Raw genomic sequence first — 25702 nt, 5'->3', positions numbered from 1 at the left:
TGTAGCCTGTTTTGCAGTGGTTTTGCAGTGGTTTTGCAGAAGAATTTTTTTAGACAAAATAAAACGGGAACTATTAAGCTCCCGTTATTAATCACATCACGTAATATATTACATGTGTTTAATGATTGCGTCACCGAATTCGCTACATTTCAGTAATTTAGCGCCTTCTAATTGACGTTCGAAGTCATAGGTTACAGTCTTAGCTTCGATTGCGCCTTCCATACCTTTAACGATTAGGTCAGCCGCTTCAGTCCAGCCCATGTGGCGCAGCATCATCTCAGCAGAAAGGATGATAGAGCCTGGGTTAACTTTATCTTGGCCTGCATATTTAGGTGCAGTACCGTGCGTTGCTTCAAATAATGCGCATTCAGAACCAATATTCGCACCTGGTGCAATACCGATACCACCGACTTGTGCTGCTAATGCATCAGAAATGTAGTCACCATTTAGGTTCATACACGCGATAACATCATATTCAGCTGGGCGCAGCAGGATTTGTTGTAAGAAAGCATCTGCAATAACATCTTTAACAATGATATCTTTGCCTGTTTTAGGGTTTTTAATTTTAACCCATGGGCCGCCATCTAATAATTCACCGCCGAATTCCTCTTGTGCTAATTGGTATCCCCAATCTTTAAATGCACCTTCAGTGAATTTCATAATGTTACCTTTATGAACTAAAGTCACTGAATCACGGCCGTTATCAATAGCATATTCAATTGCTGCACGAACTAAACGCTTTGTGCCTTCTTCTGAACAAGGTTTAATACCAATACCACAGTCTTGTGGGAAACGGATTTTAGTCACACCCATTTCATCTTTCAGGAATTTAATAACTTTGTCTGCTTCTGCACTACCCGCTTTCCACTCAATACCCGCATAGATATCTTCAGAGTTTTCACGGAAAATAACCATATCCGTCAATTCAGGTTGTTTAACTGGGCTTGGCGTGCCTTTGTAGTAGCGAACAGGACGTAAACAGATATACAGGTCAAGTTGTTGACGTAGTGCAACGTTCAAGGAACGAATACCACCACCAACAGGAGTTGTTAAAGGACCTTTAATTGAAACACGGTAATCACGGATTAAATCGAGGGTTTCTTCTGGTAACCAAACATCTTTACCATAAATTTGTGTAGATTTTTCACCGGTGTAAACTTCCATCCAAGAAATTTTGCGCTCACCGTTGTAGGCTTTTTTAACTGCCGCATCAACCACTTTTAACATTGCTGGTGTAACATCGATACCAATGCCGTCACCTTCGATATAAGGGATAATTGGGTTGTTCGGAACGTTTAGTTTGCCTTTTGCATCAATGGTAATTTTAGCGCCTTCTGCCGGAACTACTACTTTGCTTTCCATTAACCTCTCCTTTCACTTGCGTATTTTGCTTGTTAATTTTTTGTAAGAGACGTGTCAATACTACTTCAATCTGCGTCGAACGCCAATGATTACTCATCTAAGCTTCAATGCCGATCGCATTTAACGTACTGTTTTATCTTGTAAGTTAATCGAATAACTATTTATAAATACTGTTAAATCAATAAATTAATTTAAGCATTCCATTATTAGAAATAAATCAAACCACGATGAAAAGTTGTCAACGACGCATTTGAGCGAATGACTTAACTTTTGTTAAAATATTTTCCTAACAACAAATAACACTAGCAAGTTAACTCAAATTAAAAATACGTTCCGCTCACACTATCGTCATCCAAATAAGATCATATGTACTTATTTTTAAATGAAAAATTGTTTTTATTGATTTAAATGTTTTTAAAGTTGTTAATTAAATATTACATCGCCATGAAAAATACGTTCTAGGATCAAACCGCTAAATCTCCTACACTAGATAGGATAAACCGCCATAAATTAAAACCAATAAATTCTCATTGAATGACCATGAACAGACCGAACAAAAAATCAGTTCCGAAAAAAAATCGTTACTCACCAACCTCTACTGCGTTAAAGCATAGAACTAAGCGGATTTCAGTTAGTTCGCAAACATCAACTAAAATCATTTTATTTAACAAACCCTTTGATGTTTTACCTCAATTTACTGATGAACAAGGCCGCGATACATTAAAAAAATATATTCCAATCACCGATGTATACGCAGCAGGACGCCTTGATAGGGACAGTGAAGGCTTATTAATTTTAACTAATGATGGAAAACTACAGGCCCGTTTAACGCAACCACAGAAAAAAACAGGGAAAATATACTATGCTCAAGTAGAGGGTATTCCCAGCGAAGATGCATTGCTAAAATTTCGGCGAGGATTAACATTAAATGATGGTCCAACGCTCCCCGCAGGGATCGAACTAGTTGATGAACCAAAATGGCTATGGCAAAGAAACCCGCCTATACGGGAACGTAAAAATATCCCGACCAGTTGGTTAAAAATCACCTTATATGAAGGACGTAATCGGCAAGTCCGTCGTATGACGGCAAGTATAGGTTTTCCAACACTTAGGCTAATTCGCTATCAGATTGGTGAATTTAATTTGGGAAATCTTTCAGTTGGCGAATGGAAGGAGATAACTGTTGTTTAAACCTAATGTGACTGTAGCAACTGTTGTGCATGCTCAAGGCAAATTTTTAGTCGTGGAAGAGTGGATAAACGACAAACCCACTTGGAATCAACCCGCTGGGCACTTAGAAGCTGGTGAGACGATTTTGCAAGCCGCCGAACGTGAATTACTAGAAGAAACTGGAATCAAAGCCACACCAACACAATTAATTAAAATTCACCAATGGATTGCCCCAGATAAAACCCAGTTTATCCGCTTTTTGTTCGCCGTAGAACTTGAATCCATTTGTGAAACACAGCCACAAGACAGTGATATTAGCGAATGCCACTGGCTGACCGCCCAAGAAATTATAGATAGCAACTGCCTGCGTTCACCATTAGTGGCTGAAAGTTTACGCTGTTTTCTCACAGGAAAACATTATCCTCTCGATATCTTAACAGCTTACGGCGATCATTATCGTTAAGCACTAAACTTCTGCTTGGTGAAGATTTCACCAAGCAATAATATTCCCCTCTAACTCTGGTGTAATGCGGGAACAACATGCTAAAGTATGGGGCTTGATTTTTCCGCAGTGAGATATTTCCATGTCAAATAATAGTACCATGTCAGATAACAGCCAAAAAAAAGTCATCGTCGGTATGTCCGGTGGTGTTGACTCCTCTGTATCCGCTTACTTGCTACAGCAACAAGGGTATCAGGTTGCTGGTCTGTTTATGAAGAATTGGGAAGAAGATGACGACACAGAATATTGCTCAGCTGCGGCTGACCTTGCCGATGCGCAAGCCGTGTGTGACAAACTGGGTATTGAACTTCATACCATTAATTTCGCTGCTGAATATTGGGACAATGTCTTCGAACATTTTTTAACTGAATATAAAGCTGGTCGCACACCAAACCCAGATATTCTCTGCAACAAAGAAATCAAATTTAAAGCTTTCTTAGAATTTGCTGCTGAAGATTTAGGCGCAGATTACATTGCCACTGGTCATTATGTGCGTCGCCGTGATATCGATGGTAAAAGCCAATTATTACGTGGCTTAGATGGCAACAAAGACCAAAGTTATTTTTTATATACCCTGAGTCACGAGCAAGTCGCTAAAAGCCTTTTTCCAGTTGGTGAGCTCGAAAAACCTGAAGTACGCCGTATTGCCGAAGAAATTGGCTTAGTTACTGCGAAAAAAAAGGACTCTACAGGGATTTGTTTCATTGGTGAGCGTAAGTTTCGCGACTTTTTAGGCCGCTACTTACCTGCTCAACCCGGCCCTATCGTCACTGTCGATGGCGAAACAATTGGTCAACATGAAGGTTTGATGTACCACACCTTAGGTCAGCGTAAAGGTTTAGGTATCGGTGGTACAAAAGAGGGCTCTGAAGAACCTTGGTATGTTGTTGATAAAGACGTTGAAAATAATATTCTTATCGTTGCTCAAGGCCATGAACACCCTAGGTTAATGTCTGTTGGGTTAATTGCTCAGCAATTACATTGGGTTGACCGTAAAACAATGACTGAACCACTACGTTGTGTAGTAAAAACACGTTATCGTCAAGCGGATATCCCTTGTACGATAACCCCATTAAGTGATGATCGCATTGAAGTTGCATTTGACTACCCAGTCGCGGCTGTCACTCCAGGTCAATCCGCCGTATTTTATATCGATGAAGTCTGTCTCGGTGGCGGTATTATTGAAGCCCGTATTCAGGAGTAAATGTGGCAAAAAACTATTACGACATTACGCTTGCTTTAGCGGGTATCTGCCAAGCAAGCGCGATGGTTCAAAAACTCGCACATGAAGGTGTTTGTCTCGAGAAAGACACTGAAACCATGGTCAATTGCCTCACCAATATGAATCCAAAATCGACTTTGGATGTATTTGGTAATAATGCCGAAAATTTAAAGACCGGTCTCAATGCCATGTTAGGCATGTTAACAGGCGGCAACAGTGGTTTATCCGCTGAAATGACACGTTATATGTTAAGTATTATGGTACTTGAGCGCCGTCTTAATAAAAATCAAGAAGCGATGAACCAACTTGGCCAACGTATTGAGCAATTTGAGCGCCAAGCTGACTATTTTGAACCACTCTCTGAAGGTGTGTTTAACGCACTTGCGGGTATTTACGTCGACGTAGTCAGCCCTGCAGGGCCTCGAATTCAAGTCACTGGTTCCCCAGACATTCTCAAAAATACACTCGTTCAAGCAAAAGTTAGAGCCACTTTACTCGCAGGTATTCGCTGCGCAGTGCTTTGGCAACAAGTTGGTGGAAGTCGTATCCAACTCATGTTCTCTCGCAATCGTCTGGCTAATCAGGCGAAAGATATTTTGTCTCACCTTTAAATCTGGAGTTGCTACCAATGGAATTATCCTCACTGACCGCTGTATCCCCGATTGACGGCCGTTACGGTGATAAAGTCAGCGCTTTACGCACTATTTTTAGTGAGTTTGGTTTACTGAAATTTCGCGTACAAGTTGAAGTTCGCTGGCTACAAAAACTGGCTGCAACCGCTCAAATCAAAGAAGTTCCTTCATTTGACGCTGACGCAATCGCTTACTTAGATGAAATTGTCGCGAACTTCTGTGAAAAAGACGCAATGCGTATCAAAGAAATTGAACGCACAACCAACCATGATGTGAAAGCTGTAGAATATTTCCTAAAAGAAAAAGTAGCCAACATCCCTGCTCTTCATGCAGTTTCTGAATTTATCCACTTCGCTTGTACTTCAGAAGATATTAATAACCTTTCGCACGCATTAATGCTGAAAACTGCTCGCGAAGAAGTATTACTGCCACAATGGCGTCAAATTATTGATAAAATCAAAACAATGGCTCATGAGTACCGCAATTTGCCGTTGCTATCGCGTACTCACGGCCAACCTGCCACGCCTTCCACCATTGGTAAAGAGTTTGCCAACGTTGCTTATCGTTTGGAACGTCAATTCCGTCAGCTGCAACAAGTTGAAATTTTAGGTAAAATCAATGGCGCAGTTGGTAACTATAATGCCCACATGGTCGCTTACCCTGAAGTTAACTGGCACGAATTTAGCGAAACCTTCGTTACGTCTTTAGGCATCCAATGGAACCCATTCACCACGCAAATTGAACCTCATGATTATATTGCTGAGTTATTTGATTGTGTCGCTCGTTTTAACACTATCGTGTTAGATTTCGACCGTGATATTTGGGGCTACATCGCATTAAATCACTTCAAACAAAAAACAATCGCTGGTGAAATTGGCTCTTCCACTATGCCACACAAAGTGAACCCGATTGATTTTGAAAACTCTGAAGGTAACTTAGGGTTAGCAAATGCCGTCTTAGGTCATTTAGCGAGCAAGCTCCCTGTTTCTCGCTGGCAGCGTGACTTAACAGACTCGACTGTATTACGTAATCTCGGTGTCGGCCTAGGTTATGCATTGATTGCTTATCAATCAACCATGAAAGGCTTAAATAAATTAGAAGTTAATGAACAGCATTTACTGGATGAATTAGACCAAAACTGGGAAGTTTTGGCTGAGCCAATTCAAACTGTAATGCGCCGTTATGGCATTGAAAAACCATACGAAAAACTCAAAGAATTGACCCGCGGCAAACGCGTTACCGCTGAAGGGATGAAACAATTCATTGATAGTTTAGATTTGCCTGAGCATGAAAAAGCCCGTTTGAAAGAGATGACGCCTGCCAACTATATCGGTTACGCTGTCACTTTTATTGATGAGCTAAAATAACCTCAAGCTTTTAACTTAATACATTCAAAGTGGGCGGGCTCTATGTCCCCCACTTTTTATTTACCCTATAGCCTCTGCTTGTTCCCCCCTAAACTGCCTGAAGATAAACAAAGATAAATTATATTTCCGCTTTGTTTGATTTATATTTACTTAATCCCTTGTCGTTATTCAGAACTCTTTTTACCATAGCGTATCTAGTGCTACTATTTGCAATAAGTGTAGCTATCTTTTTTCAATATGAGGGTTTCCGATGCGTATTCTTATTGTCGAAGACAATGCGTTACTTCGTCACCATTTAACCGTACAGCTTAAAGAGCTTGGTCATCAGGTTGACTCCGCTGAAGATGCAAAAGAAGCTGACTACTTTTTACACGAAAGTTGCCCAGATATCGCGGTAGTTGATTTGGGCTTACCTGATGAAGACGGGCTTTCCATGATAAAACGCTGGCGTGGCGAGCACGTCAATATTCCACTTTTAGTATTGACGGCTCGGGAGAGTTGGCAAGAAAAAGTACAAGCGCTAAACAGTGGTGCAGATGACTACGTGACGAAACCTTTCCAGCTAGAAGAGCTTGTCGCCCGTATGCAAGCTTTAATGCGCAGAAATAGCGGTCTTGCTTCACAAGTTCTCGAATTAGGTAATTTCGTTATTGACCTCTCACGTAAAGAATTTACAGTTAATGGTGAAACCGTCAAATTAACGGCTTTTGAATACACCATTATTGAAACACTGCTCCGCAATAATGGAAAAGTGGTTAGCAAAGACTCGTTAATGCGCCAGCTTTATCCAGATGCCGAACTTAGAGAAAGTCATACTATCGATGTTTTAATGGGCCGATTACGCAAAAAAATTCAACAATTCCATAGTGATGATGTAATTGTTACTGTACGCGGTCAAGGCTATCGTTTTGATGTGAATGGCTAATATGTGGCTAAGTAAATTTAAGTTCAAACCCCTTTCGCTACGAGCACGTTTTCTTTGTGCAACATCAGCGGCAATCTTAGCGCTCACTTTATCCTATGGTATTGTTGCTATTTTGGGGTATTTAATTAGTTTTGATAAAACGACTTACACCTTATTACGTAGCCAAAGTAACTTAATTTACAGCCTAGCCCAATGGCAAAATAATAAAATTGACATCCGAGTCCCACCAAATTTTACTTTGAATAACCCAACTTTGGTTATTATTTATGATGAACAAGGGCTTGTGCTATGGCGCCAACGTGATGTGCCTAGCGTTGAACGGCTGATCCGTAATGATTGGCTAAAAAAAGAGGGCTTATATGAAATTGATACGGATATTCGTGAAACCCGCCAACTCCTAGACGATACCCCCGAATTCAATACAAAGTTAGATGACATGGATAACGATGACGAACCGCTGACTCATTCCGTGTCCGTCAACCAATATGCAGCAAGTGAAAACCTGCCCCCACTCACCATAGTCGTTGTAGATACTCTACCACAAGACTTACAAAATACCGGGTTAGTTTGGGAGTGGTTTGGTTATGTTTTGCTGGCTAATTTAATCTTAGTCATCCCGTTATTATGGCTAGCTGCTTATTGGAGTCTACGGCCAATTAAATCATTAGTATCACAACTCAGTAGCCTAGAAAAAGGTGAACGGGATACTATGGATGAGAACCCACCGTATGAGCTTCGCGGCCTAGTACGCAACCTTAATATTTTGTTAACGAATGAACGAAAACGCTACAGTAAATATCGCACCACACTTTCTGATTTAACACACAGTTTAAAGACACCTTTAGCTGTTTTACAGTCGACATTGCGGCTACTTCGTTCAGGCAAACAAATGAACATTGAACAAGCAGAGCCTATCATGCTTGAACAAATTGGCCGTATTTCTCAACAGGTGGGTTATTATTTACACCGCGCATCAACGCAAGGTGATGAAAACATGATGCTACGTGAAATTTCATCTGTCCCATCAATACTAGATAGCCTTGCAAGTGCCCTACATAAAGTTTATCAGCACAAAGGGGTTTCTATAACGGTTAATGTTTCTCCTGAAACAACATGGCTGGGTCAACCCAATGATTTTATGGAAGTGATGGGTAATATCATGGAAAATGCGTGTAAGTATTGCCTTGAATTTGTTGAAGTTAGTGCTGTTGTGGGTGCTGATAGCTTAACATTAGTTGTCGATGATGACGGCCCAGGGGTGCCTGAAAGCAAACGTAGTTTGATCTTCGTTCGAGGGCAACGCGCAGACACCCTTCGCCCAGGTCAAGGTTTAGGCTTATCTATTGCAGTGGATATTATCGACCAATATGACGGGGAAATCATAATTAGTGACAGCCCTCTTGGCGGTGCGCGTTTATCCGTCACATTTAGGCAGCAATCTATGATTGAAGATAGTTAATCTGTGATATGTGTCCGTTTACCCCCTATTTTACAAACCATTTCCGGTATACTATTTGTGAAGTGTTTTATGAAAAGTAATTTAGGGTAACTGATTGGTTTACTCTCAAGATAAACCTTTACTATATGTTTTTCATAAAGTTTATTTAACATCATACCATTACACATATAGGTCATTTTGTAGTATTGAGACCGGGTATATTGCAATAAACTGATTAGCTATATTTAGCAGCTCCAAGGGACAATAAGATGGATTACAAACTAAATCTCGACTGGCAAAGTTTCCTCGACAGTCACTGGCAGAAGCGCCCACTGCTTATCAAAAAAGGGTTTGCAAATTTTATTGACCCTATCTCGCCTGACGAACTTGCAGGTTTGGCGATGGAAGATGAGGTTGATAGCCGTTTAGTTAGCCATAAAGAAGGGATTTGGCAAGTTGGCCATGGCCCATTTGAAAACTATGACCATCTCGGTGAAGAAAATTGGTCTATTTTAGTTCAGGCTGTTGACCATTGGCATCACCCAAGCTCTGCGTTGATGAAACCATTCCGTGTACTTTCAGACTGGCGAATGGACGATTTAATGATCTCCTACTCGGTCCCCGGCGGTGGTGTAGGTCCTCACCTCGACCAATACGATGTATTTATTATTCAAGGTGAAGGCCGCCGTCGTTGGCGCGTGGGCGAAAAAATCCCCATGAAACAACATTGCCCGCACCCTGATTTACTGCAAGTACAACCTTTCGATGCCATCATCGACGAAGAAATGGAACCCGGCGATATTTTGTACATTCCACCTGGGTTCCCACATGAAGGCTACGCCATTGAACCTTCATTAAATTACTCGGTTGGCTTTCGTGCACCAAATACTCGTGAATTAATCAGTAGCTTTGCCGATCACTTAATTTCTAACGATTTAGGCAGCTACCGCTATAGTGACCCAGATTTATCATTCCGCGATAACCCTGCGGAGATCTTGCAAGGTGAACAAATTAAGCTGCGTGAGATGATGGAATCACTCATTAATGACCCTGAGCTCTTTCGCAAATGGTTAGGTGAGTTTATCTCCCAATCACGCCACGAGTTAGACATTGCGCCACCTGAACCGCCTTATGAGCAAGAAGAAATCTATGATTTGCTAAAAACTCAGCAAGAAACCTTATACAAATTAAATGGTCTCAGAGCATTACGCGTTGGAGACCAATTTTTTGTTAATGGTGAATGCTTGGAAACTGAGTGTTATGAGGCCGCTGATAGTTTATGCCGCTATGACGCCGTTAATAGCCAAAATTTAGCTGATGCCATTGATGATGTTAATTTCATCGCACTGCTTACTGCGCTCGTTAATAATGGTTATTGGTATTTTGATGATTAATCGGTACTGATAATATTAAATTTATATTTGTGAAAAAGGCCCATTCATTATGGGTCTTTTATTAAAAATAATATTATTAGTATGATATGGCAACACTCTCCTGACCATCAATTGAAAACCGCTGACTACAATTAACACATCATTATTAATAACTAAATTATTTATTTTAATATATATTATATCCCGCTAGCACCTACTCGCAATATGTCCCCTTCTTGCCCGTAAGCACGCAAAGATAAAGCACATTATTTGATTCAATTTTAAACTGTTTTGACTTCACCGTCGCCAGTCACGCACAGCGTTAATTGTCCCTTTTAAAGATGATAACAACATGAACATAGAAACTCTTTTGGCTTTATCATTGTTTTCCTTTGTGACATCCATAACTCCAGGCCCAAATAATATTATGTTACTTGCTTCAGGTATTAATTTTGGATTTAGAAAAACATTACCTCATTCATTTGGAGTATCAATTGGTTTTCTTATTATGTTAGTGGCAGTAGGGCTAGGGGTGGGCGCATTGATTCAATCATCCCCTATGATTTATTCGATATTAAAATATTTTGGAATTATTTATTTGTTCTGGCTTGCATGGAAAACCACTATTAGCCATTCAATTGCACAGACAAATAACCAAGAAATTAAACCACTAACTTTCTTAGAAGCAGCATTATTTCAATGGATAAATCCTAAAGCCTGGATGATGGCAGTCTCTGGAATGGCGATGTATACCAATACAATTTCACCTTATTTATCAATGTTGCAAGTCGCTGTCATATTTGCAGCCATCAATTGGCCATGTGTTGCTATCTGGGCTATGTTTGGTAGTAAATTAAGAGAAAGGCTAAAACAACCTAAGACATTAAAGCGGTTTAATTTAGTCATGGGAGTTTTACTGGCACTTAGTGGTATTTCTGTATTATTTCAATAACAACAGTAAGAGTGCTGACAAACATATTATGTTTGGCGACAAGTCGAATAGGTTTTGAAAATAAATTAGGAAAATCAATTTATTGATTTTCGGCTGATAACACAAAGTGGGAAAAACCACGCTTTTATCCCACTTTGTCAACAACCTCTCTTACTCCTCATAAAATATCACGATTGCCGTGCGTGAATGGCCGTTAGCTCCGCAATACGCATAATCACACTAACAGCCTGCTCCATACCTTCTTGTGTTATAAACTCATGTTTACTATGGAAATTATAACCACCTGTGAAAATATTTGGACATGGTAAACCGCGATGTGAAAGCTGTGCACCGTCGGTACCACCACGGACAGGTTGAATAACTGGTTCAATGCCACAATCAAGCATTGCTTGTTTCGCTAATTCAATAACATGTGGGTACTTCATGACCTCTTTATGCATGTTATAATAGGTATCATCAAGTGTCAGTTCGATATAACAGCTTGGGTGCAGCCCTTCGCCAACTTTTTCAGCAATTCGAATTATATTTTTCTTCCTAGCTTCAAAGCCTGCTAAGTCAAAATCACGAATAATATAATTCAACTCGGCCTTTTCTACTGTACCTTTTAACGATGTTAAATGATAAAACCCTTCATACCCTTCTGTATTTTCAGGTGTTTCATCAGGTGGTAACATCGAATGAATACGGTTCGCTAGCCCTAATGCATTCACCATTACGCCTTTAGCTGTACCGGGATGAGTGTTATTGCCAACAATTTTAATGGAAACATTAGCCGCATTAAAATTTTCATACTCTAATTCACCAACTCCACCACCATCGACGGTATAGGCCCACAATGCATCAAATTGTTTAAAATCGATATGGCGAGCCCCGCGTCCTATCTCTTCATCAGGGGTAAATGCAAGACAGATTTTACCATGAGGAATATTTTTTTCCTTTAAACGTACGAGGGCTGTGATTATTTCTGCAATACCCGCTTTATCATCGGCACCCAGTAAAGTTTTACCATCTGTCATGATCAGCGTTTTACCAATCATTTCATGGAGTACCGGAAACATCACAGGGGATAGCACTTCATCACCAATACCTAACGCAATATCCCCTCCTCGATAATTTTCGAGGACTTGTGGACTCACATTCTTACCTGAAAAATCAGGCGCTGTGTCTAAATGTGAAATAAAACCAATAGTGGGAACATCCCAATCAACGTTTGACGGCAAATAGGCCATCACACAACCTTGATCGCTTAGTGTTATTTTTTCAAAACCTAATTCGTTCAGTTCATTAACTAATGCGCGAGCAAACTTTAACTGCCCCGCACAGCTCGGTACAGTTTTTGCGTTTAGTTTTGACTGTGTATCGAAAGCGGTATATTCAAAAAACCGCTCTAAGAGTTTGTCCATACCCTTCCCCCTAAAATATCAATGTTTATATTATGGGAAAGATCACAGATTCAATTATTGTCTCAAATCAGCTTTCCTGTTAATGCGCACTATTTTTATAGTAAATCTTTAATAAAATTTATTTTTTAGCGTATTTTTTGGGTGATTAACTGTCATAGTCACAATCAGCACCTATAATTAATAGGGGTAATAATTAAATTACATTAATTAGTAAATTATTAGTTACCTAAAAACACGCCTCTTGGTTAACTTTCACTCCCCCACTACACAGATCATCAATTATTAAATTGAAATAGTATGTTATATATGACCTATTATTTTTTATTTATTAGCTAATTAATAAACAAAACGAAGTTTAACTCGTTAATAGGAATATCTATGTCAAAAACATGTTTAATTTATGGTGTCAGCAAAGGCTTAGGCAAGGCATTAGTCGAAGGATTCCCTGAAAAAGTAGACCATATTTATGGTGTTTCTCGCTCAAAACCTCCTTTTGAACAAACTAATTTTACGTGGATCCCTGCTGATTTAAGTGACATTAATAGTGCAAATACCATTAAGCATGTTATTCAAAATCAACCTATTCATACTTTAATTTATAACGTTGGCATATGGGAGAAATTGGCATTTAATGAAGAGTACCAATTTGAATCGACTGATGACATAGAGTTACTCAATATGGTTCAAACCAATATAAGTGCTTGTTTATTAAATCTAAAAGCGCTCTTACCTAATTTGCGCCTAGCAAAAAACAGTAAGATTATATTGATTGGCTCCACATGGGGTTTAGATAATCATAATGGCAAGGAAGTCACCTTTTCTGCCACCAAATATGCCCTCAGAGGAATAGCTCAGTCATTAAGAGAAACTCTACGGGAAGATAAAATAGCAATATCAGTCATAAACTTAGGTTATCTAGCAACTGAGTTCCCATTAACTGTTTCTGTCGATGAGGTCATTGAAAAAAGTGATGGGCAATTAATCCCATTACAAGATGTTGTCAACGCCGTGCGTTTTATCGCCAATACCAGCAATGCAACCTGTGTCAAAGAGATTACGATGCCAGCCATGATGGATACAAACGTCTAACCTATAAGAGGAAACAATACGCTTCCCCTGATAATGTTATGTATTCAAAGCTTATTGCGCGGTATTTTTAACCTGTAACTCAGTAATAAGCTTATTAATATATTCAACAACGACTTTGCTGGCTAAACCATAGTGTTTTTCATCGAACTCACTTTCCACTTGGCTAGGCTCTAAATTAAGTTCTACCGTATGAGCACCGTGTAATTTCGCCTCATGCACAAAACCTGCCGCAGGATACACATGGCCAGACGTTCCAATAGAAATAAAAATAGTCGCCGATTCAATGGATTGATAAATATAATCCATTCCAATTGGCATTTCACCAAACCAAACAATATGGGGCCTCAGCGGTTGAGGAAATTGGCAACAATGACAGCGGTCATCGACCGATAAATCCCCTTTCCACTCCAATACTTGATTTGACCAATTACAGCGAACTTTTAATAGCTCTCCATGCATATGGATAACCCGCTGACTCCCCGCTCTTTCATGCAAATTATCTATATTTTGCGTAATTAACAAAAAGCGGTCACCAAAAAGTTCTTCAAGCTGTGCAAGTGCATAGTGAGCAGCATTAGGCTTAATATTTTCTTGCTGTAACTGCCGACGCCGCTCATTATAAAAACGTTGTACTAATTCAGGATCACGCTCGAAACCTTCAGGAGTAGCGACATCTTCAACGCGATGCTCCTCCCATAATCCATCCGCAGAACGGAATGTTTGGATCCCAGATTCAGCTGAAATTCCAGCCCCCGTCAAAACGACGATATTGACATTTTTCATGTTATCCAATCTATTATCTATATAAAAAGACCGGTTACGAAGTCGCTGGCGGCGTATACATTTATTCTTACGAGCTTTTTTCAACCTATAACGAAATCGCAACATCAAAACTTCCTTTCATCCATATCACCAATAAAATTTATACCATATTAAATATTAATTGTTTTCTATCATGTCATTACGACATGAATTTATAAACCTTGATTGTTTGAAATTATTTAAAACAATCAAGCTCAAGTGTGTATTTTATTGGCATATTAACCATTTCCTTACCACAACTGATGACATTATCTAAATGTTAACATACTAAAACGCATCATCTCGCTGAATGCAAATAAAAATATCGAAGGTATCGATTTTGTCACTTATTATTCATAAAAATGACACTAATATTTCATAAATTCGCCATAAAACGTTCGTAACTGTAAAACAATAAAAAAACCTTTCTTCTTCACTCGCGCTACCGCTAAAATATGCCTCGCAGATTTTACTGTGTTATTAACTCACCACTACAAGGGATTTCATGGAAAAGTTTTTTGAAAGAGCAATGTATGCTTCACGTTGGATTTTAGCGCCTATCTATTTTGGGCTTTCACTGACACTATTGGCTTTAACCATTAAGTTCTTTCAAGAGCTATACCATATTTTGCCAAATATCCTTTCAATTCCTGAAGCAGACTTAATTTTGACGCTATTATCATTGATTGATATGGCATTAGTCGGTGGGTTATTGGTGATGGTGATGTTTTCTGGTTATGAGAACTTTGTCTCCCAAATGGATATCCCTGACAGCAGTGAAAAACTAGGCTGGCTAGGTAAAATGGATGCTTCATCATTAAAAAATAAAGTCGCGGCTTCAATTGTTGCTATTTCCTCCATTCACCTATTAAAAATCTTCATGGACTTGAAAAGTGTCTCAAATGACAAGTTGATGTGGTACGTCGTTATCCATTTAACCTTTGTATTATCTGCATTCGTAATGGGCTATCTAGATAAAATGACAAAAAAATAACCAGTAGAATGTATTATAAAAGTGCCTAATTTAAACACCTAGGCACTTACTTATTCGCTAACCTCATCTTTATCTCCCTCGTCGATTTTCGCTTTGTGTTACCATCATTATCCTGAAGGTTAGTACCAAGGAACTTTACATGAGCCAACACTTTGTCGGGAAATATGAAGCTGAAATTAAATTTCATTTACCAGACCCTGATACTTTTCTGCATAAAATAAAAGCCGACTTGGCTGAACCCTTTACCGAAAATAATACAGAAACAGATTGTTTCTATGAAAACCCGCATCTACCACTAGCTGACAATGGCGTCAGTATGTGTGTACGTGAAATGGTGCCATCAGGCATAAAATTATGGATAGTTAAAGGGCCTGGAGCTTCTGAATGCAAAGCCATTAAAATTGATGACTGCCGCCATGTACAAAACATGTTAACGACACTGGGATATCATTGCTACTTAACCACAACTAAAATAAGAAGCATTTATTTCTTGAATGACATCCACATTACAATTGACCACCTTAGTGGGATCGGCTGGTTTGCTGAATTTGCCATTATGACAGATGAGCAGGATTTACTTGAAGCTCTATATCAAGAATTGATGGCGACCGCTAAGCAATATGGGTTTACAGAAGAAATGGTGGAAACTCGTAGTTATAAGCAGATGTTTTTAGCTGCGCAGTAATCATAGGAAGAGCCAATAAGTTTTTAGTATCGTCTCCTAAAAACCATTGGCTCTCTAACCCTATAACCCTACTAATAGCTACTGCCCGCTAAGAATACGTGCAGGGTCTAATTTGCTTGCCCTACGAGCAGGATACCAACTAGCTAGTAAGCTCAATACAATGGTTGTAATTAAAACATAAACCACATCCATGACATGCAATTCAGAAGGTAAAAAGTCAATAAAATAAACATCACCCGATAAAATTGGATGGCCAACAATAGCCTCTACCACCTTAATCATGGGTGTTAGATTTAATGATATGACGACCCCAAGCACAACGCCAATCAATGAACCAACAAGGCCGCCCAACAAACCATACCATAAGAAAATAGCACGAATTTGCCTATCTTTTGCCCCTAAGGTACGCAATACAGCAATATCACTACTTTTATCTTTAACCGCCATAACAAGAGTAGAAACAATATTAAAACACGCAACGCCAATAACCAATATCATAGCTAAGTACATGATACTTCTAACCATTTGAATATCATTATACATATAGCCATAATCGCCTATCCAACTTTTTACGGCGACATGATGCATTGTTTTCAAGCCTGCATCATAAACGACTTGATCGGCAATAAATGGGTCTGTTGCTTTGATTTCAAACCCTGTCACACCATCCCCATAGTCGAGATATTCCTGTGCATCTGCGAGAGGAACGAGTGCTAACTGGTGATCGAGCAAACCACTAAGTTTAAAAATACCCGTCACCTGTACACGAATACGCTTAGGCTGCTGAATTTTCAAGCTAGCATCGGTATTTGGGATCATGATTGTTACCCAGTCCCCAACCTTCACATTCAATGCATCCGCCACACCTTGGCCTAAAATAATTGATTGTTTGCCTGCATCAAAATGTTGCCAAGCATCATTGAGAATGAACTGAGGTAACGCACTGACTTGTGGCTGAGTTTCTCGTGAAACCCCCATGACTTGAATTGCTTTTAAATTTGCACCACGTTCAAGTAACCCCGTAAAATTGATGTAAGGGCTAACACCTTCTACACCGGGCGTTTTACGGATAACTTGCTCAGCAAACTCCAAATCTTTATACGGTGGCTTAACAGCAAAAATTTGCCCATGGGGAACAACAGATAACACACGGTTATTTAATTCGCGTTCAAAGCCATTCATTGCGCTTAAACCGATAATTAGCACCGCGACCCCAAGAACAATCCCCAACGTTGAAACTATCGAGACTAACGAAACCATCCCTGTTCGGCGTCGACCACGGCTGAAACGCAGCGCCGTGACTAGTGAAAGAGGCAATTTAGACATTACCGAGCCCCCAAGGTAATTTCCTGTTGCAAATGCCCATCTCGCATTTCCAATTGGCGGGATAACCGCCGAGCCAGAGTCATATCATGGGTGACGACTAAAAATGCGGTTCGCTGTGTTCGGTTTAATTCACCCAACAACTCAAAAATGGCATCTGCATTACGTAAATCAAGGTTACCTGTAGGCTCATCCGCTAAAACCAGTGCAGGCTCATTCACTAACGCCCTTGCAATAGCAACACGCTGGCGCTCCCCTCCTGATAATTCAGAAGGACGATGCCCCGCCCGATGCGCTAGTCCAACTGCTTCTAGCATTTCAGTGGCTTTCGAAAATGCAGTTTCTTTCGCAATCCCCCCAATTAATAAAGGCATTGCCACATTTTCAAGGGCAGTAAAATCCGGTAAAAGATGATGGAATTGATAAATAAAACCGAGATCTTTATTACGAATAGCAGCACGCTCATCTGAGGTTAATTGATTTATATGCTGTCCACGAAAGATAACATTCCCTTCTGAAGGGGTATCTAGGCCACCCAATAAATGCAATAAGGTACTTTTACCTGAACCAGAACTTCCCACGATGGCCATCATTTCCCCACGCCCCATGGAAAAACTGACATTTTTCAACACTTGCGTCGACAATGTCCCTTCTTGATATGTTTTGCTTAATTTTTCACAGACCAGAAGTGGTTGTTTATTCATAACGTAACGCCTCAGCAGGTTGAACCGCTGCTGCACGCCAAGAAGGATAAAGCGTTGCCAGCAGAGAAATCAGCATTGCACTAAGTGCAATAATTAAAATACCAGAGTAATCAAGCACAATCGGTAAAGAGACGCCTTTGGGTAATAAACCGATCAGCGGCATAATGACATTCAGTTGACTAGAAAGTATCGTGCCTAATATCGTGCCAATGAGTGAGCCAATCACCCCCGCTCCAGCGCCTTGGATCATAAATATCATTAAAATACGCCAACGTTTGAGACCTAGGGTTTTTAAAATAGCCACTTCGCCTTGCTTTTCCATCACTAACAGTGATAGCGAGGTAATAATATTAAATGCCGCCACTGCGATAATTAAGCTAAGCAATAAGCCCATCATATTTTTTTCCATGCGAACGGCTTGGAAAAACTCCCCTTTACGCTCCCGCCAGTCTTTCCATACTAAGCCATCTGGTAACGCTTGCTGACTTAGAACGTCAACTTGTAAAGGCTCATCTAAATATAAGCGCCACCCAGTAATGTGGCCTGCGGGATAACGTAGCATACGTGCGGCATCTTGTTGTGCCACGACCAGTTCACTCGTATCCGCTTCCCCATTTGTTTGGAAAATACCAGCCACAGTAAATAGGCGCTGACTTGGAATGCGCCCCATCGGTGTTAACTGACTCACGCCTGGAATAATTAAGCGAACCTCATCACCACGTTTTACCCCGAGTGTTTCTGCAAGTTTATTCCCGAGAAAAACATTATAACTGCCTTCTTTGAGGTCATTGCGTTGCCCGACAACCAGTTTATCCAATAACAGCGAAGATTCTTCGGGGTCGATTCCCCCCATAACGCCCACGCCAACATTGGTTCGGCTTTGTAATACCACATCAGATTGCACAATAGGTGCGATCTGGCTGACACCCTTTAAATGTTGTAGATCGGATATTGGATATTTTGCTGGGTCTATACTTCCAGAGGCAGAGGTTAAAATTGCCTGCGGCATATAAGCAAGTATGCTATCTTGTAAAGATCGCTCGAACCCATTCATCACTGAAGTGACGGTTATCAATGCCGCAACCCCCAGTGTGATACCAATGGCAGATAAACTGGAAACGAAACGCCCAAATTTATCCGCAGCACGCCCACGTAAATAGCGTAGGCCTATAAATAATGAGACAGATTGGTGCATGAAATCTATGATGCCCCTGTTGCCAAAGCGAAGTGTTCAGCGATAATAAAGGGTACGATTGATGAATGGAACCACTCGATGGTTTTTTTTCTGTTTTGAATGCCTTTTTGTCTGACTTTCAGACGAATTACGAGTTAAAACTGATTGTTTTGTTACGAATTTTGTAGTTTAACTATCCATTAATTAACTTAACTATTTTTCGTACAAAAATTGGCTATGTTTGGGCTAACTCTTGTTTAACTGCTTACTAATCGCTGTGAGATACCGAAGATTTCTATGTTGTCAAAATTTCGTTATGAACTCCCTAGTCGTAGTGGCGATGTTCGCCATTTAGGTTGCCTTATCGGGGCGGCTGGTGCACTTGAATGTGGAGAAATAATACAACGTCACCAAGGGCCTGTGATCATCGTGACACGTGATATGCAAAATGCATTACGTTTAAGAGATGAAATTCAACAGTTTACACAACACCCTATAGAGACTCTTTCTGACTGGGAAACATTGCCATATGACAATTTCTCCCCCCATCAGGAAATTATTTCTCATCGTTTATCGACACTGTACCGTTTGCCCGGTTTGCAAAAAGGCGCATTAATTCTTCCCGTCAATACATTGATGCAAAAAGCCTGTCCTGCTGACTTTTTAACCAGTCATGCCTTAGTGATGGCAAAAGGTGACAAACTTTCCCGTGATAACTTACGTAATGAGCTCGATAACGCTGGCTACCGCCATGTAGAGCAAGTCTTAGAGCATGGTGAATATGCCACACGGGGCGCTTTACTCGATTTATTTCCCATGGGTAGCTCGTTGCCGTTTCGTATTGATTTCTTCGATGATGAAATTGATAGCTTGCGAACGTTTGACGTTGACTCACAAAGAACACTCGAAGAAGTAGAGCAAATCAATTTACTCCCAGCTCATGAATTCCCGACCGATAAAGACGCTATTGAACGTTTCCGCAGCCAATGGCGCGAGCGCTTTGAAGTTCGCCGTGATCCAGAGCATATTTACCAGCAAGTCAGTAAAAATACCTTACCGACGGGTATCGAGTATTGGCAGCCTTTATTCTTTGCTCAGCCACTGCCATCTTTATTTGAATATTTACCGCCATCAAGTTTAATTGTTTCTCAGAGCTTACAAGAAGCGGCTGAACGCTTTCAGGTTGATACTCAGCAGCGGTATGAAAGCCGTGGTGTTGACCCAATGCGTCCATTACTCCCACCTTCTGAGCTATGGTTAACTGTTGAACAACTTAATCAATCGTTAAAAAAATGGCCGCGTATTCAGTTATCCCTCGAATCTTTACCCAAAAAAGCGGCAAATACTAATTTAGATTACCTGCCATTACCGGATATCAGCACACAAGGGCAAAGCAAAACGCCGCTTGAAAAATTGCGTCAGTTTACTGAACAATTTGATGGAACCATCGTCTTTTCTGTGGAAAGTGAAGGCCGACGTGAAACCGTTACCGAGCTATTAGCCCGTTTAAAAATTCGCCCTGAAATTATTCAAAGCTATACTAGCCCTACTGACAGCAGATTTGCCATCACCATTGGTGCCGCTGAACACGGCTTTATTCAATCCGATATCCATAGGGCATTAATTTGCGAAAGTGACCTGCTTGGGGAGCGTGTTGTTCGTCGCCGGGCAGATAACCGCCGCACCATTAATACTGACACCCTCATTCGCAACTTAGCTGAATTACGCCCTGGGCAACCTGTGGTACATATTGAGCATGGTGTAGGCCGTTACCAAGGTTTAATTACCTTAGAAGCGGGCGGTATTAAAGCGGAATATTTAATTTTAACCTATGCCGGTGATGATAAACTGTATGTTCCTGTTTCTTCACTCCATTTAATTAGCCGTTATGCAGGTGGCGCTGATGAAAACGCCCCATTGCATAAATTAGGTAGTGATAGCTGGGGTCGTGCACGCCAGAAAGCCGCAGAAAAAGTACGCGATGTTGCTGCTGAACTTCTTGATATTTATGCACAACGAGCCGCTAAGGCTGGCTTTGCATTCAAGCATGATAAACAACAATACCAAGAATTTTGTCAAGGCTTTCCATTCGAAACGACGCCTGACCAAGAAGTCGCCATCAATGCTGTTCTCAGTGATATGTGCCAACCATTAGCAATGGACCGACTCGTGTGTGGTGATGTGGGCTTTGGTAAAACCGAAGTGGCAATGCGAGCCGCATTCCTTGCGATTAATAATAACAAACAAGTTGCCGTTTTAGTCCCCACGACACTACTTGCACAACAACACTATGATAATTTTAAAGATAGGTTTGCTAACTGGCCTGTCCGCATAGAAATGTTATCACGCTTTAAAACAGCGAAAGAGCAACAACAAATTATTACCCAGACCGCGGAAGGCAAAGTTGATATTCTAATTGGTACCCATAAGTTGCTACAAAGTGACTTAGTATGGAAAGATTTAGGTTTGCTCGTCGTCGATGAAGAGCACCGCTTTGGTGTCCGCCATAAAGAACGAATAAAGGCTATGCGTGCAGACGTTGATATCTTAACGCTGACCGCCACACCTATTCCTCGTACTCTTAACATGGCCATGAGTGGTATGCGTGACTTATCTATTATCGCCACACCACCAGCACGCCGTTTGGCTGTAAAAACCTTTGTGCGCCAATATGATGACTTAGTTGTCCGTGAGGCAATTTTGCGGGAAACCTTACGTGGCGGCCAAGTTTATTACCTTTACAATGATGTTGAAAATATTGAAAAGGCAAAGACCCGCCTTGAAGAGTTAGTCCCTGAAGCACGTTTTGTTGTTGGGCATGGCCAAATGCGCGAGCGCGAGTTAGAACGCGTAATGACAGATTTCCATCATCAACGTTTTAATGTATTGATATGCACCACAATTATTGAAACTGGTATTGATATACCAACAGCGAATACCATTATCATTGAACGCGCGGATCATTTCGGATTAGCTCAACTCCATCAACTACGTGGACGAGTTGGTCGCTCTCACCATCAAGCATACGCTTACTTACTCACCCCGCATCCCAAAGCTATGACCACCGATGCACATAAACGCCTTGAAGCCATTTCATCATTGGAAGACTTAGGAGCTGGTTTTGCTTTAGCAACTCACGATTTAGAAATTCGTGGTGCGGGTGAATTACTTGGTGAAGACCAAAGTGGGCAAATGACCACGATTGGTTTTACCCTGTACATGGAGCTATTAGAAAGTGCTGTTGATGCGCTTAAAGAGGGGCGTGAGCCTTCATTAGAAGATTTGACTAGCCAACAAACAGAAGTTGAGTTGCGTATGCCTGTTCTGTTGCCAGACGACTATATTCACGACGTGAATATTCGCTTGTCTTTCTATAAACGAATAGCCAGTGCAAAAAACAGTCAGGAGCTCGACGAATTGCGTACAGAACTGATCGACCGCTTTGGTAGTTTACCTGACGCAGGTAAATTCCTATTAGCGAACGCAGCTATTCGATTACAAGCTCAAGCTCTTGGTATTAAACGTATTGAAGCTCATGAAAAAGGTGGCTTTATTGAGTTTGGTGATAAAAATAAAGTCGACCCAAGTTTCTTAATAAGCTTATTACAAAACCAGCCACAAACTTATCGGTTAGATGGCCCTGTTAGACTAAAATTTTTCCATGATTTAACAGAAAGAGTTTCTCGACTAGAGTTTATTAAACAATTACTCATTGGGTTTGAAGAGCATCAAATTAGCTAAGTTTGATGCTCTAAAATGATAAAAGGCTACTCTTGTATCCTTTTATCTCTATAATATTTATAGAAAAAATTATTCCATAAAGCCAAATGTATTTTTATTCGGTTGCAGTTCTAAGACTGCTGATGAGTTTTTTGTGATTGGTAATTCATTTTGTTGTAAACAATAAAAGGGTAATAATTCTTTTATATCACTGCGCATGGTTTCACATACTGAATTGGATGAAGTGAGCACCAAACGCCCTTTATCATCTAAAGGAATAAACATTGATGGTTCATAGGATGTTCTGACTTTTCCAACTGTTTTACCAATTTGGTACACAACGTCATATCCAACAATCACTAATTCCATTTTTTGTGTGTTAACACAGGTTTGATTTTGCATATCAAATAGAGATGGAAAGCTTTTCCCTTGTAATGCTTCAATCATAAAAATCATTTTGCATTCGCTTTGCGCAGGGTGAAAACGAGAAAGGGATTGCTGATTAAAGGTGCCTAAAACCCCTGTTACTGTACAATTTTCGTACTCAACAAGGCGATTCGCTTTGATCGGCTCAACCGATAATACCGTAGCCAATTTAGTTTCCGGCTCTTGGCTGAATGAATTCACGAGCAATACAATAAGGAGCATCACTACAGTTGCTAATAACAACTTAAATTTTAGCTTCATCGTGTTAACCCTTATTAAAATATGCCGTGCCTATTGTAACCACTACTCAAAATAATTCGATAATTACCTACTAATAGTGTTGTTTTTTAGAATTATCTTAAATTATCATGAAAAAATATGTTTATTATAACTGTTTTAGAAAAATAAAATTTACCATTAGTGCAACTTCACCTATTGATTACAATCAAAAATATTACTGTTTTAAATCAATAGGATAATAGAAGAGCCTGTTATGGTTGGCTGTTATCGTTATATAAATGGATTTACATCTTAATTATTTAAAACTTAAGATAAGTTAATATTCGGATCATTTATTTTATATTAATTTCTAGGTTTAAGTTTCATTAAAATATATATTTATATAAGTAATAGTGACAATATAATCGATAATTAACCTATTAAATTTGATCTAAATAGTTTTTCTACGCAATATTTAACATAGATAAGCCTTGACAGATTTAGTTAATATATTTATTAACATTATTATTTATAATGATAAATAATAAAAAATAATGCACCTGTTATACGAATATACAGGTGCATAGTGCTAATAAAACCAAATTAAACAAGTAGCTAGTCGTTGACTAGTGCAATTTTAACTTTGGACGAATAATTCTGTTAATACTGCCAACAAGCATCATTAGCCCCGTTTTAATGTAACCGTGTAATGCGATTTGGTGCATACGGTATAAAGAAATATACACAAAACGAGCGATACGCCCTTCTACCATCATATCCCCACGCATTAAATTCCCCATCAAGCTGCCAACTGTACTAAAGCGAGACAGTGAAACTAATGAGCCATGGTCTTTATAAACATATTCTTTTAAAGGTTTATCTTTCATTAAAGCGACAATATTGTCATAACAAAGGCTGGCCATTTGGTGAGCTGATTGAGCCCTTGGTGGCACAAATCCCCCTTCTGGCTTAGCGCAAGAAGCGCAATCGCCAATGGCAAAAATCATATCGTCACGAGACGTTTGTAACGTCGGTTTTACCACCAATTGGTTGATACGATTTGTTTCTAACCCAGCGATATCTTTCATGAAATCAGGTGCTTTAATCCCTGCAGCCCAAACCATGAGATCCGCATGAATTTTACCATCGTCTTTCGTATTCAAACCATCTGCATCAGCACTGGTTACCATAGTTTTCGTCAATACATTCACGCCGAGTTTATTAAGTTCTTGATGTGCGGCACTTGAAATTCTCGGCGGTAAAGCCGGCAGGATACGTTCACCCGCTTCAACTAGTGTGACATTCAATGCATCTGTGTCTAGCCCTTTAAAACCATAACTGGTCAGTTGCTCTACTGCATTATAGAGCTCCGCTGATAACTCAACGCCCGTTGCACCGCCACCAACAATGGCAATATTAACGCTCTCTTCTGCGTTATCACGAACTGAGTAACGTAAAAACAGATTTAGCATTTCGTCGTGAAAACGGTGCGCTTGGTGTGGGTTATCTAAGAAAATGCAGTGTTCTTTAACACCTGGTGTACCAAAATCATTCGACGTACTGCCTAATGCCATCACTAAAATATCGTATTCTAGTTCACGCAAAGGGACCAATAATTCACCATGTTTGTCATAAAGTTCACCGAGAACCACTTTTTTATTTTCACGGTCAATATTCGTGAGCGAACCTAATTGGAAATTAAATGCATTATGGCGAGCATGGGCCAAATAGCTTATCGCATCGACCCCATCATCTAACGAACCTGTCGCCACTTCATGTAATAGTGGTTTCCATAAATGGCTTGGGTTACGGTCAACCAAGGTAATTTTTGCGCGTTTTTTACGGCCTAGCTTACGGCCTAAACGTGTTGCCAGTTCTAATCCACCAGCCCCACCGCCGACAACGATGATTTTGGGTTGAGATAAGGTCATAAATCCCTCGAAACAAAATATATTAATGTTATTTAAGGTTTCTCATAAAAAAACCTTATATAACAATAATTAGCCACAACTCACACTAACCCTATTAGAATATCATGACTGGTCTATTGGTAATACCAAATATTGATTCACATCAATTTAGTTGATTATTATGACTACGATCACATTCGTCAAATCATTTTTTTCCCCAAACGAATCGAGTCAGCTTTTTAGCCGTTATATCAATCAATTGTTTAAATTCACAAAATGATAATGGTAATGATAATTATCATTTTTTATTT

At 40.0% G+C, this 25702-nt stretch carries 21 protein-coding genes; 13 read left to right on the top strand and 8 right to left on the bottom strand.

The features are described from left to right. Window positions 1–108: 108 nt before the first annotated feature. The gene (icd, locus tag P3L44_RS08845) at window positions 109–1362 is read right to left on the bottom strand and encodes an NADP-dependent isocitrate dehydrogenase (RefSeq protein WP_004253371.1); all 1254 of its coding nucleotides are present in this window, start codon (window positions 1360–1362) and stop codon (window positions 109–111) included. Between the two features lie 540 nt (window positions 1363–1902). Here icd and rluE point away from each other — a divergent pair. From rluE to P3L44_RS08800, 9 genes are all read left to right on the top strand, one after another. Further along, a complete protein-coding gene (rluE, locus tag P3L44_RS08840) occupies window positions 1903–2553 on the top strand; it encodes a 23S rRNA pseudouridine(2457) synthase RluE (protein ID WP_272662182.1) in 651 nt (216 codons plus the stop codon). Continuing rightward, on the top strand, window positions 2546–2995 hold the full coding sequence (locus P3L44_RS08835) for an NUDIX hydrolase (RefSeq protein WP_140172511.1): 450 nt from the start codon (window positions 2546–2548) through the stop codon (window positions 2993–2995). Before rluE ends, P3L44_RS08835 begins: the two co-directional genes overlap by 8 nt. Before the next feature lie 139 nt (window positions 2996–3134). Continuing rightward, entirely contained in the window at window positions 3135–4238 is a 1104-nt protein-coding gene (gene mnmA / locus P3L44_RS08830) for a tRNA 2-thiouridine(34) synthase MnmA (RefSeq protein ID WP_140172584.1), read from the top strand. A 2-nt stretch (window positions 4239–4240) separates the two neighbouring features. Then, window positions 4241–4867 carry a high frequency lysogenization protein HflD gene (gene hflD, locus P3L44_RS08825; protein WP_272662183.1) on the top strand — a complete coding sequence of 209 codons (627 nt, stop codon included), beginning with the start codon at window positions 4241–4243 and terminating at the stop codon, window positions 4865–4867. A gap of 17 nt (window positions 4868–4884) precedes the next feature. Beyond that, a complete protein-coding gene (purB, locus tag P3L44_RS08820) occupies window positions 4885–6255 on the top strand; it encodes an adenylosuccinate lyase (protein WP_272662184.1) in 1371 nt (456 codons plus the stop codon). A gap of 250 nt (window positions 6256–6505) precedes the next feature. Then, window positions 6506–7180, top strand: coding sequence for a two-component system response regulator PhoP (phoP, locus tag P3L44_RS08815; protein WP_125891179.1), 675 nt, complete (start codon window positions 6506–6508; stop codon window positions 7178–7180). Window position 7181: 1 nt separating this feature from the next. Further along, window positions 7182–8639, top strand: coding sequence for a two-component system sensor histidine kinase PhoQ (gene phoQ / locus P3L44_RS08810; protein ID WP_272662185.1), 1458 nt, complete (start codon window positions 7182–7184; stop codon window positions 8637–8639). 248 nt (window positions 8640–8887) lie between these two features. Beyond that, a complete protein-coding gene (locus P3L44_RS08805; RefSeq protein ID WP_140172514.1) occupies window positions 8888–10012 on the top strand; it encodes a cupin domain-containing protein in 1125 nt (374 codons plus the stop codon). Between the two features lie 331 nt (window positions 10013–10343). Further along, window positions 10344–10943 (top strand): LysE family translocator, encoded by a 600-nt coding sequence (locus P3L44_RS08800; RefSeq protein ID WP_140172515.1) that lies wholly within the window; start codon window positions 10344–10346, stop codon window positions 10941–10943. A 167-nt stretch (window positions 10944–11110) separates the two neighbouring features. On the opposite strand, the gene pepT is transcribed toward P3L44_RS08800, so the two are convergent. After that, a complete protein-coding gene (pepT, locus tag P3L44_RS08795; RefSeq protein ID WP_140172516.1) occupies window positions 11111–12346 on the bottom strand; it encodes a peptidase T in 1236 nt (411 codons plus the stop codon). A gap of 378 nt (window positions 12347–12724) precedes the next feature. Here pepT and P3L44_RS08790 point away from each other — a divergent pair, with 378 nt between their 5' ends. After that, the gene (locus tag P3L44_RS08790; protein WP_140172517.1) at window positions 12725–13435 is read left to right on the top strand and encodes an SDR family oxidoreductase; all 711 of its coding nucleotides are present in this window, start codon (window positions 12725–12727) and stop codon (window positions 13433–13435) included. Window positions 13436–13486: 51 nt separating this feature from the next. Here the strand turns inward: P3L44_RS08790 and cobB are convergent, their stop codons facing one another. After that, window positions 13487–14320 (bottom strand): Sir2 family NAD+-dependent deacetylase, encoded by an 834-nt coding sequence (gene cobB / locus P3L44_RS08785; RefSeq protein WP_125891391.1) that lies wholly within the window; start codon window positions 14318–14320, stop codon window positions 13487–13489. A gap of 421 nt (window positions 14321–14741) precedes the next feature. On the opposite strand from cobB, the gene P3L44_RS08780 reads away from it, so the two are divergent. Beyond that, the gene (locus tag P3L44_RS08780) at window positions 14742–15230 is read left to right on the top strand and encodes a TIGR00645 family protein (RefSeq protein ID WP_094960443.1); all 489 of its coding nucleotides are present in this window, start codon (window positions 14742–14744) and stop codon (window positions 15228–15230) included. Between the two features lie 139 nt (window positions 15231–15369). Further along, window positions 15370–15915 (top strand): class IV adenylate cyclase, encoded by a 546-nt coding sequence (gene cyaB / locus P3L44_RS08775; RefSeq protein WP_272662186.1) that lies wholly within the window; start codon window positions 15370–15372, stop codon window positions 15913–15915. Between the two features lie 78 nt (window positions 15916–15993). Here cyaB and lolE read toward each other — a convergent pair whose 3' ends face one another. From lolE to lolC, 3 genes are read right to left on the bottom strand one after another with little or no spacing between them, the layout of a single operon-like run. Next, entirely contained in the window at window positions 15994–17241 is a 1248-nt protein-coding gene (lolE, locus tag P3L44_RS08770) for a lipoprotein-releasing ABC transporter permease subunit LolE (protein WP_140172519.1), read from the bottom strand. Continuing rightward, window positions 17241–17942, bottom strand: a complete 702-nt coding sequence (gene lolD / locus P3L44_RS08765) for a lipoprotein-releasing ABC transporter ATP-binding protein LolD (RefSeq protein WP_096863868.1) — start codon at window positions 17940–17942, stop codon at window positions 17241–17243. Before lolD ends, lolE begins: the two co-directional genes overlap by 1 nt. Then, window positions 17935–19137: a lipoprotein-releasing ABC transporter permease subunit LolC gene (lolC, locus tag P3L44_RS08760; RefSeq protein ID WP_140172520.1), complete on the bottom strand. Its 1203-nt coding sequence runs from the start codon at window positions 19135–19137 to the stop codon at window positions 17935–17937. The genes lolD and lolC overlap by 8 nt, the downstream gene beginning before the upstream one ends. A 276-nt stretch (window positions 19138–19413) precedes the next feature. Between lolC and mfd the strand changes: the two genes are divergently transcribed. Continuing rightward, entirely contained in the window at window positions 19414–22857 is a 3444-nt protein-coding gene (mfd, locus tag P3L44_RS08755) for a transcription-repair coupling factor (RefSeq protein WP_272662187.1), read from the top strand. 69 nt (window positions 22858–22926) lie between these two features. Here the strand turns inward: mfd and umoD are convergent, their stop codons facing one another. Both umoD and P3L44_RS08745 read right to left on the bottom strand, forming a co-directional pair. Beyond that, on the bottom strand, window positions 22927–23523 hold the full coding sequence (gene umoD, locus P3L44_RS08750; protein WP_004253302.1) for a UmoD family flagellar biogenesis regulator: 597 nt from the start codon (window positions 23521–23523) through the stop codon (window positions 22927–22929). A gap of 584 nt (window positions 23524–24107) precedes the next feature. After that, entirely contained in the window at window positions 24108–25412 is a 1305-nt protein-coding gene (locus P3L44_RS08745; RefSeq protein ID WP_272662188.1) for an NAD(P)/FAD-dependent oxidoreductase, read from the bottom strand. Window positions 25413–25702: the final 290 nt, after the last annotated feature.

The sequence above is a fragment of the Providencia sp. PROV175 genome (genome assembly GCF_032707045.1).
GTDB lineage: Bacteria > Pseudomonadota > Gammaproteobacteria > Enterobacterales > Enterobacteriaceae > Providencia > Providencia hangzhouensis.
This window is presented reverse-complemented; position numbering and strand designations above follow the sequence as displayed.

Coding starts and splice junctions, on each gene's coding strand:
- icd (WP_004253371.1), bottom strand. CDS start 1,362: ATGGAAAGCAAAGTAGTAGTTCCGGCAGAAGGCGCTAAAATTACCATT.
- rluE (WP_272662182.1), top strand. CDS start 1,903: ATGAACAGACCGAACAAAAAATCAGTTCCGAAAAAAAATCGTTACTCA.
- mnmA (WP_140172584.1), top strand. CDS start 3,135: ATGTCAGATAACAGCCAAAAAAAAGTCATCGTCGGTATGTCCGGTGGT.
- purB (WP_272662184.1), top strand. CDS start 4,885: ATGGAATTATCCTCACTGACCGCTGTATCCCCGATTGACGGCCGTTAC.
- phoP (WP_125891179.1), top strand. CDS start 6,506: ATGCGTATTCTTATTGTCGAAGACAATGCGTTACTTCGTCACCATTTA.
- phoQ (WP_272662185.1), top strand. CDS start 7,182: ATGTGGCTAAGTAAATTTAAGTTCAAACCCCTTTCGCTACGAGCACGT.
- P3L44_RS08805 (WP_140172514.1), top strand. CDS start 8,888: ATGGATTACAAACTAAATCTCGACTGGCAAAGTTTCCTCGACAGTCAC.
- P3L44_RS08800 (WP_140172515.1), top strand. CDS start 10,344: ATGAACATAGAAACTCTTTTGGCTTTATCATTGTTTTCCTTTGTGACA.
- pepT (WP_140172516.1), bottom strand. CDS start 12,346: ATGGACAAACTCTTAGAGCGGTTTTTTGAATATACCGCTTTCGATACA.
- P3L44_RS08790 (WP_140172517.1), top strand. CDS start 12,725: ATGTCAAAAACATGTTTAATTTATGGTGTCAGCAAAGGCTTAGGCAAG.
- P3L44_RS08780 (WP_094960443.1), top strand. CDS start 14,742: ATGGAAAAGTTTTTTGAAAGAGCAATGTATGCTTCACGTTGGATTTTA.
- cyaB (WP_272662186.1), top strand. CDS start 15,370: ATGAGCCAACACTTTGTCGGGAAATATGAAGCTGAAATTAAATTTCAT.
- lolE (WP_140172519.1), bottom strand. CDS start 17,241: ATGTCTAAATTGCCTCTTTCACTAGTCACGGCGCTGCGTTTCAGCCGT.
- lolD (WP_096863868.1), bottom strand. CDS start 17,942: ATGAATAAACAACCACTTCTGGTCTGTGAAAAATTAAGCAAAACATAT.
- lolC (WP_140172520.1), bottom strand. CDS start 19,137: ATGCACCAATCTGTCTCATTATTTATAGGCCTACGCTATTTACGTGGG.
- mfd (WP_272662187.1), top strand. CDS start 19,414: ATGTTGTCAAAATTTCGTTATGAACTCCCTAGTCGTAGTGGCGATGTT.
- umoD (WP_004253302.1), bottom strand. CDS start 23,523: ATGAAGCTAAAATTTAAGTTGTTATTAGCAACTGTAGTGATGCTCCTT.
- P3L44_RS08745 (WP_272662188.1), bottom strand. CDS start 25,412: ATGACCTTATCTCAACCCAAAATCATCGTTGTCGGCGGTGGGGCTGGT.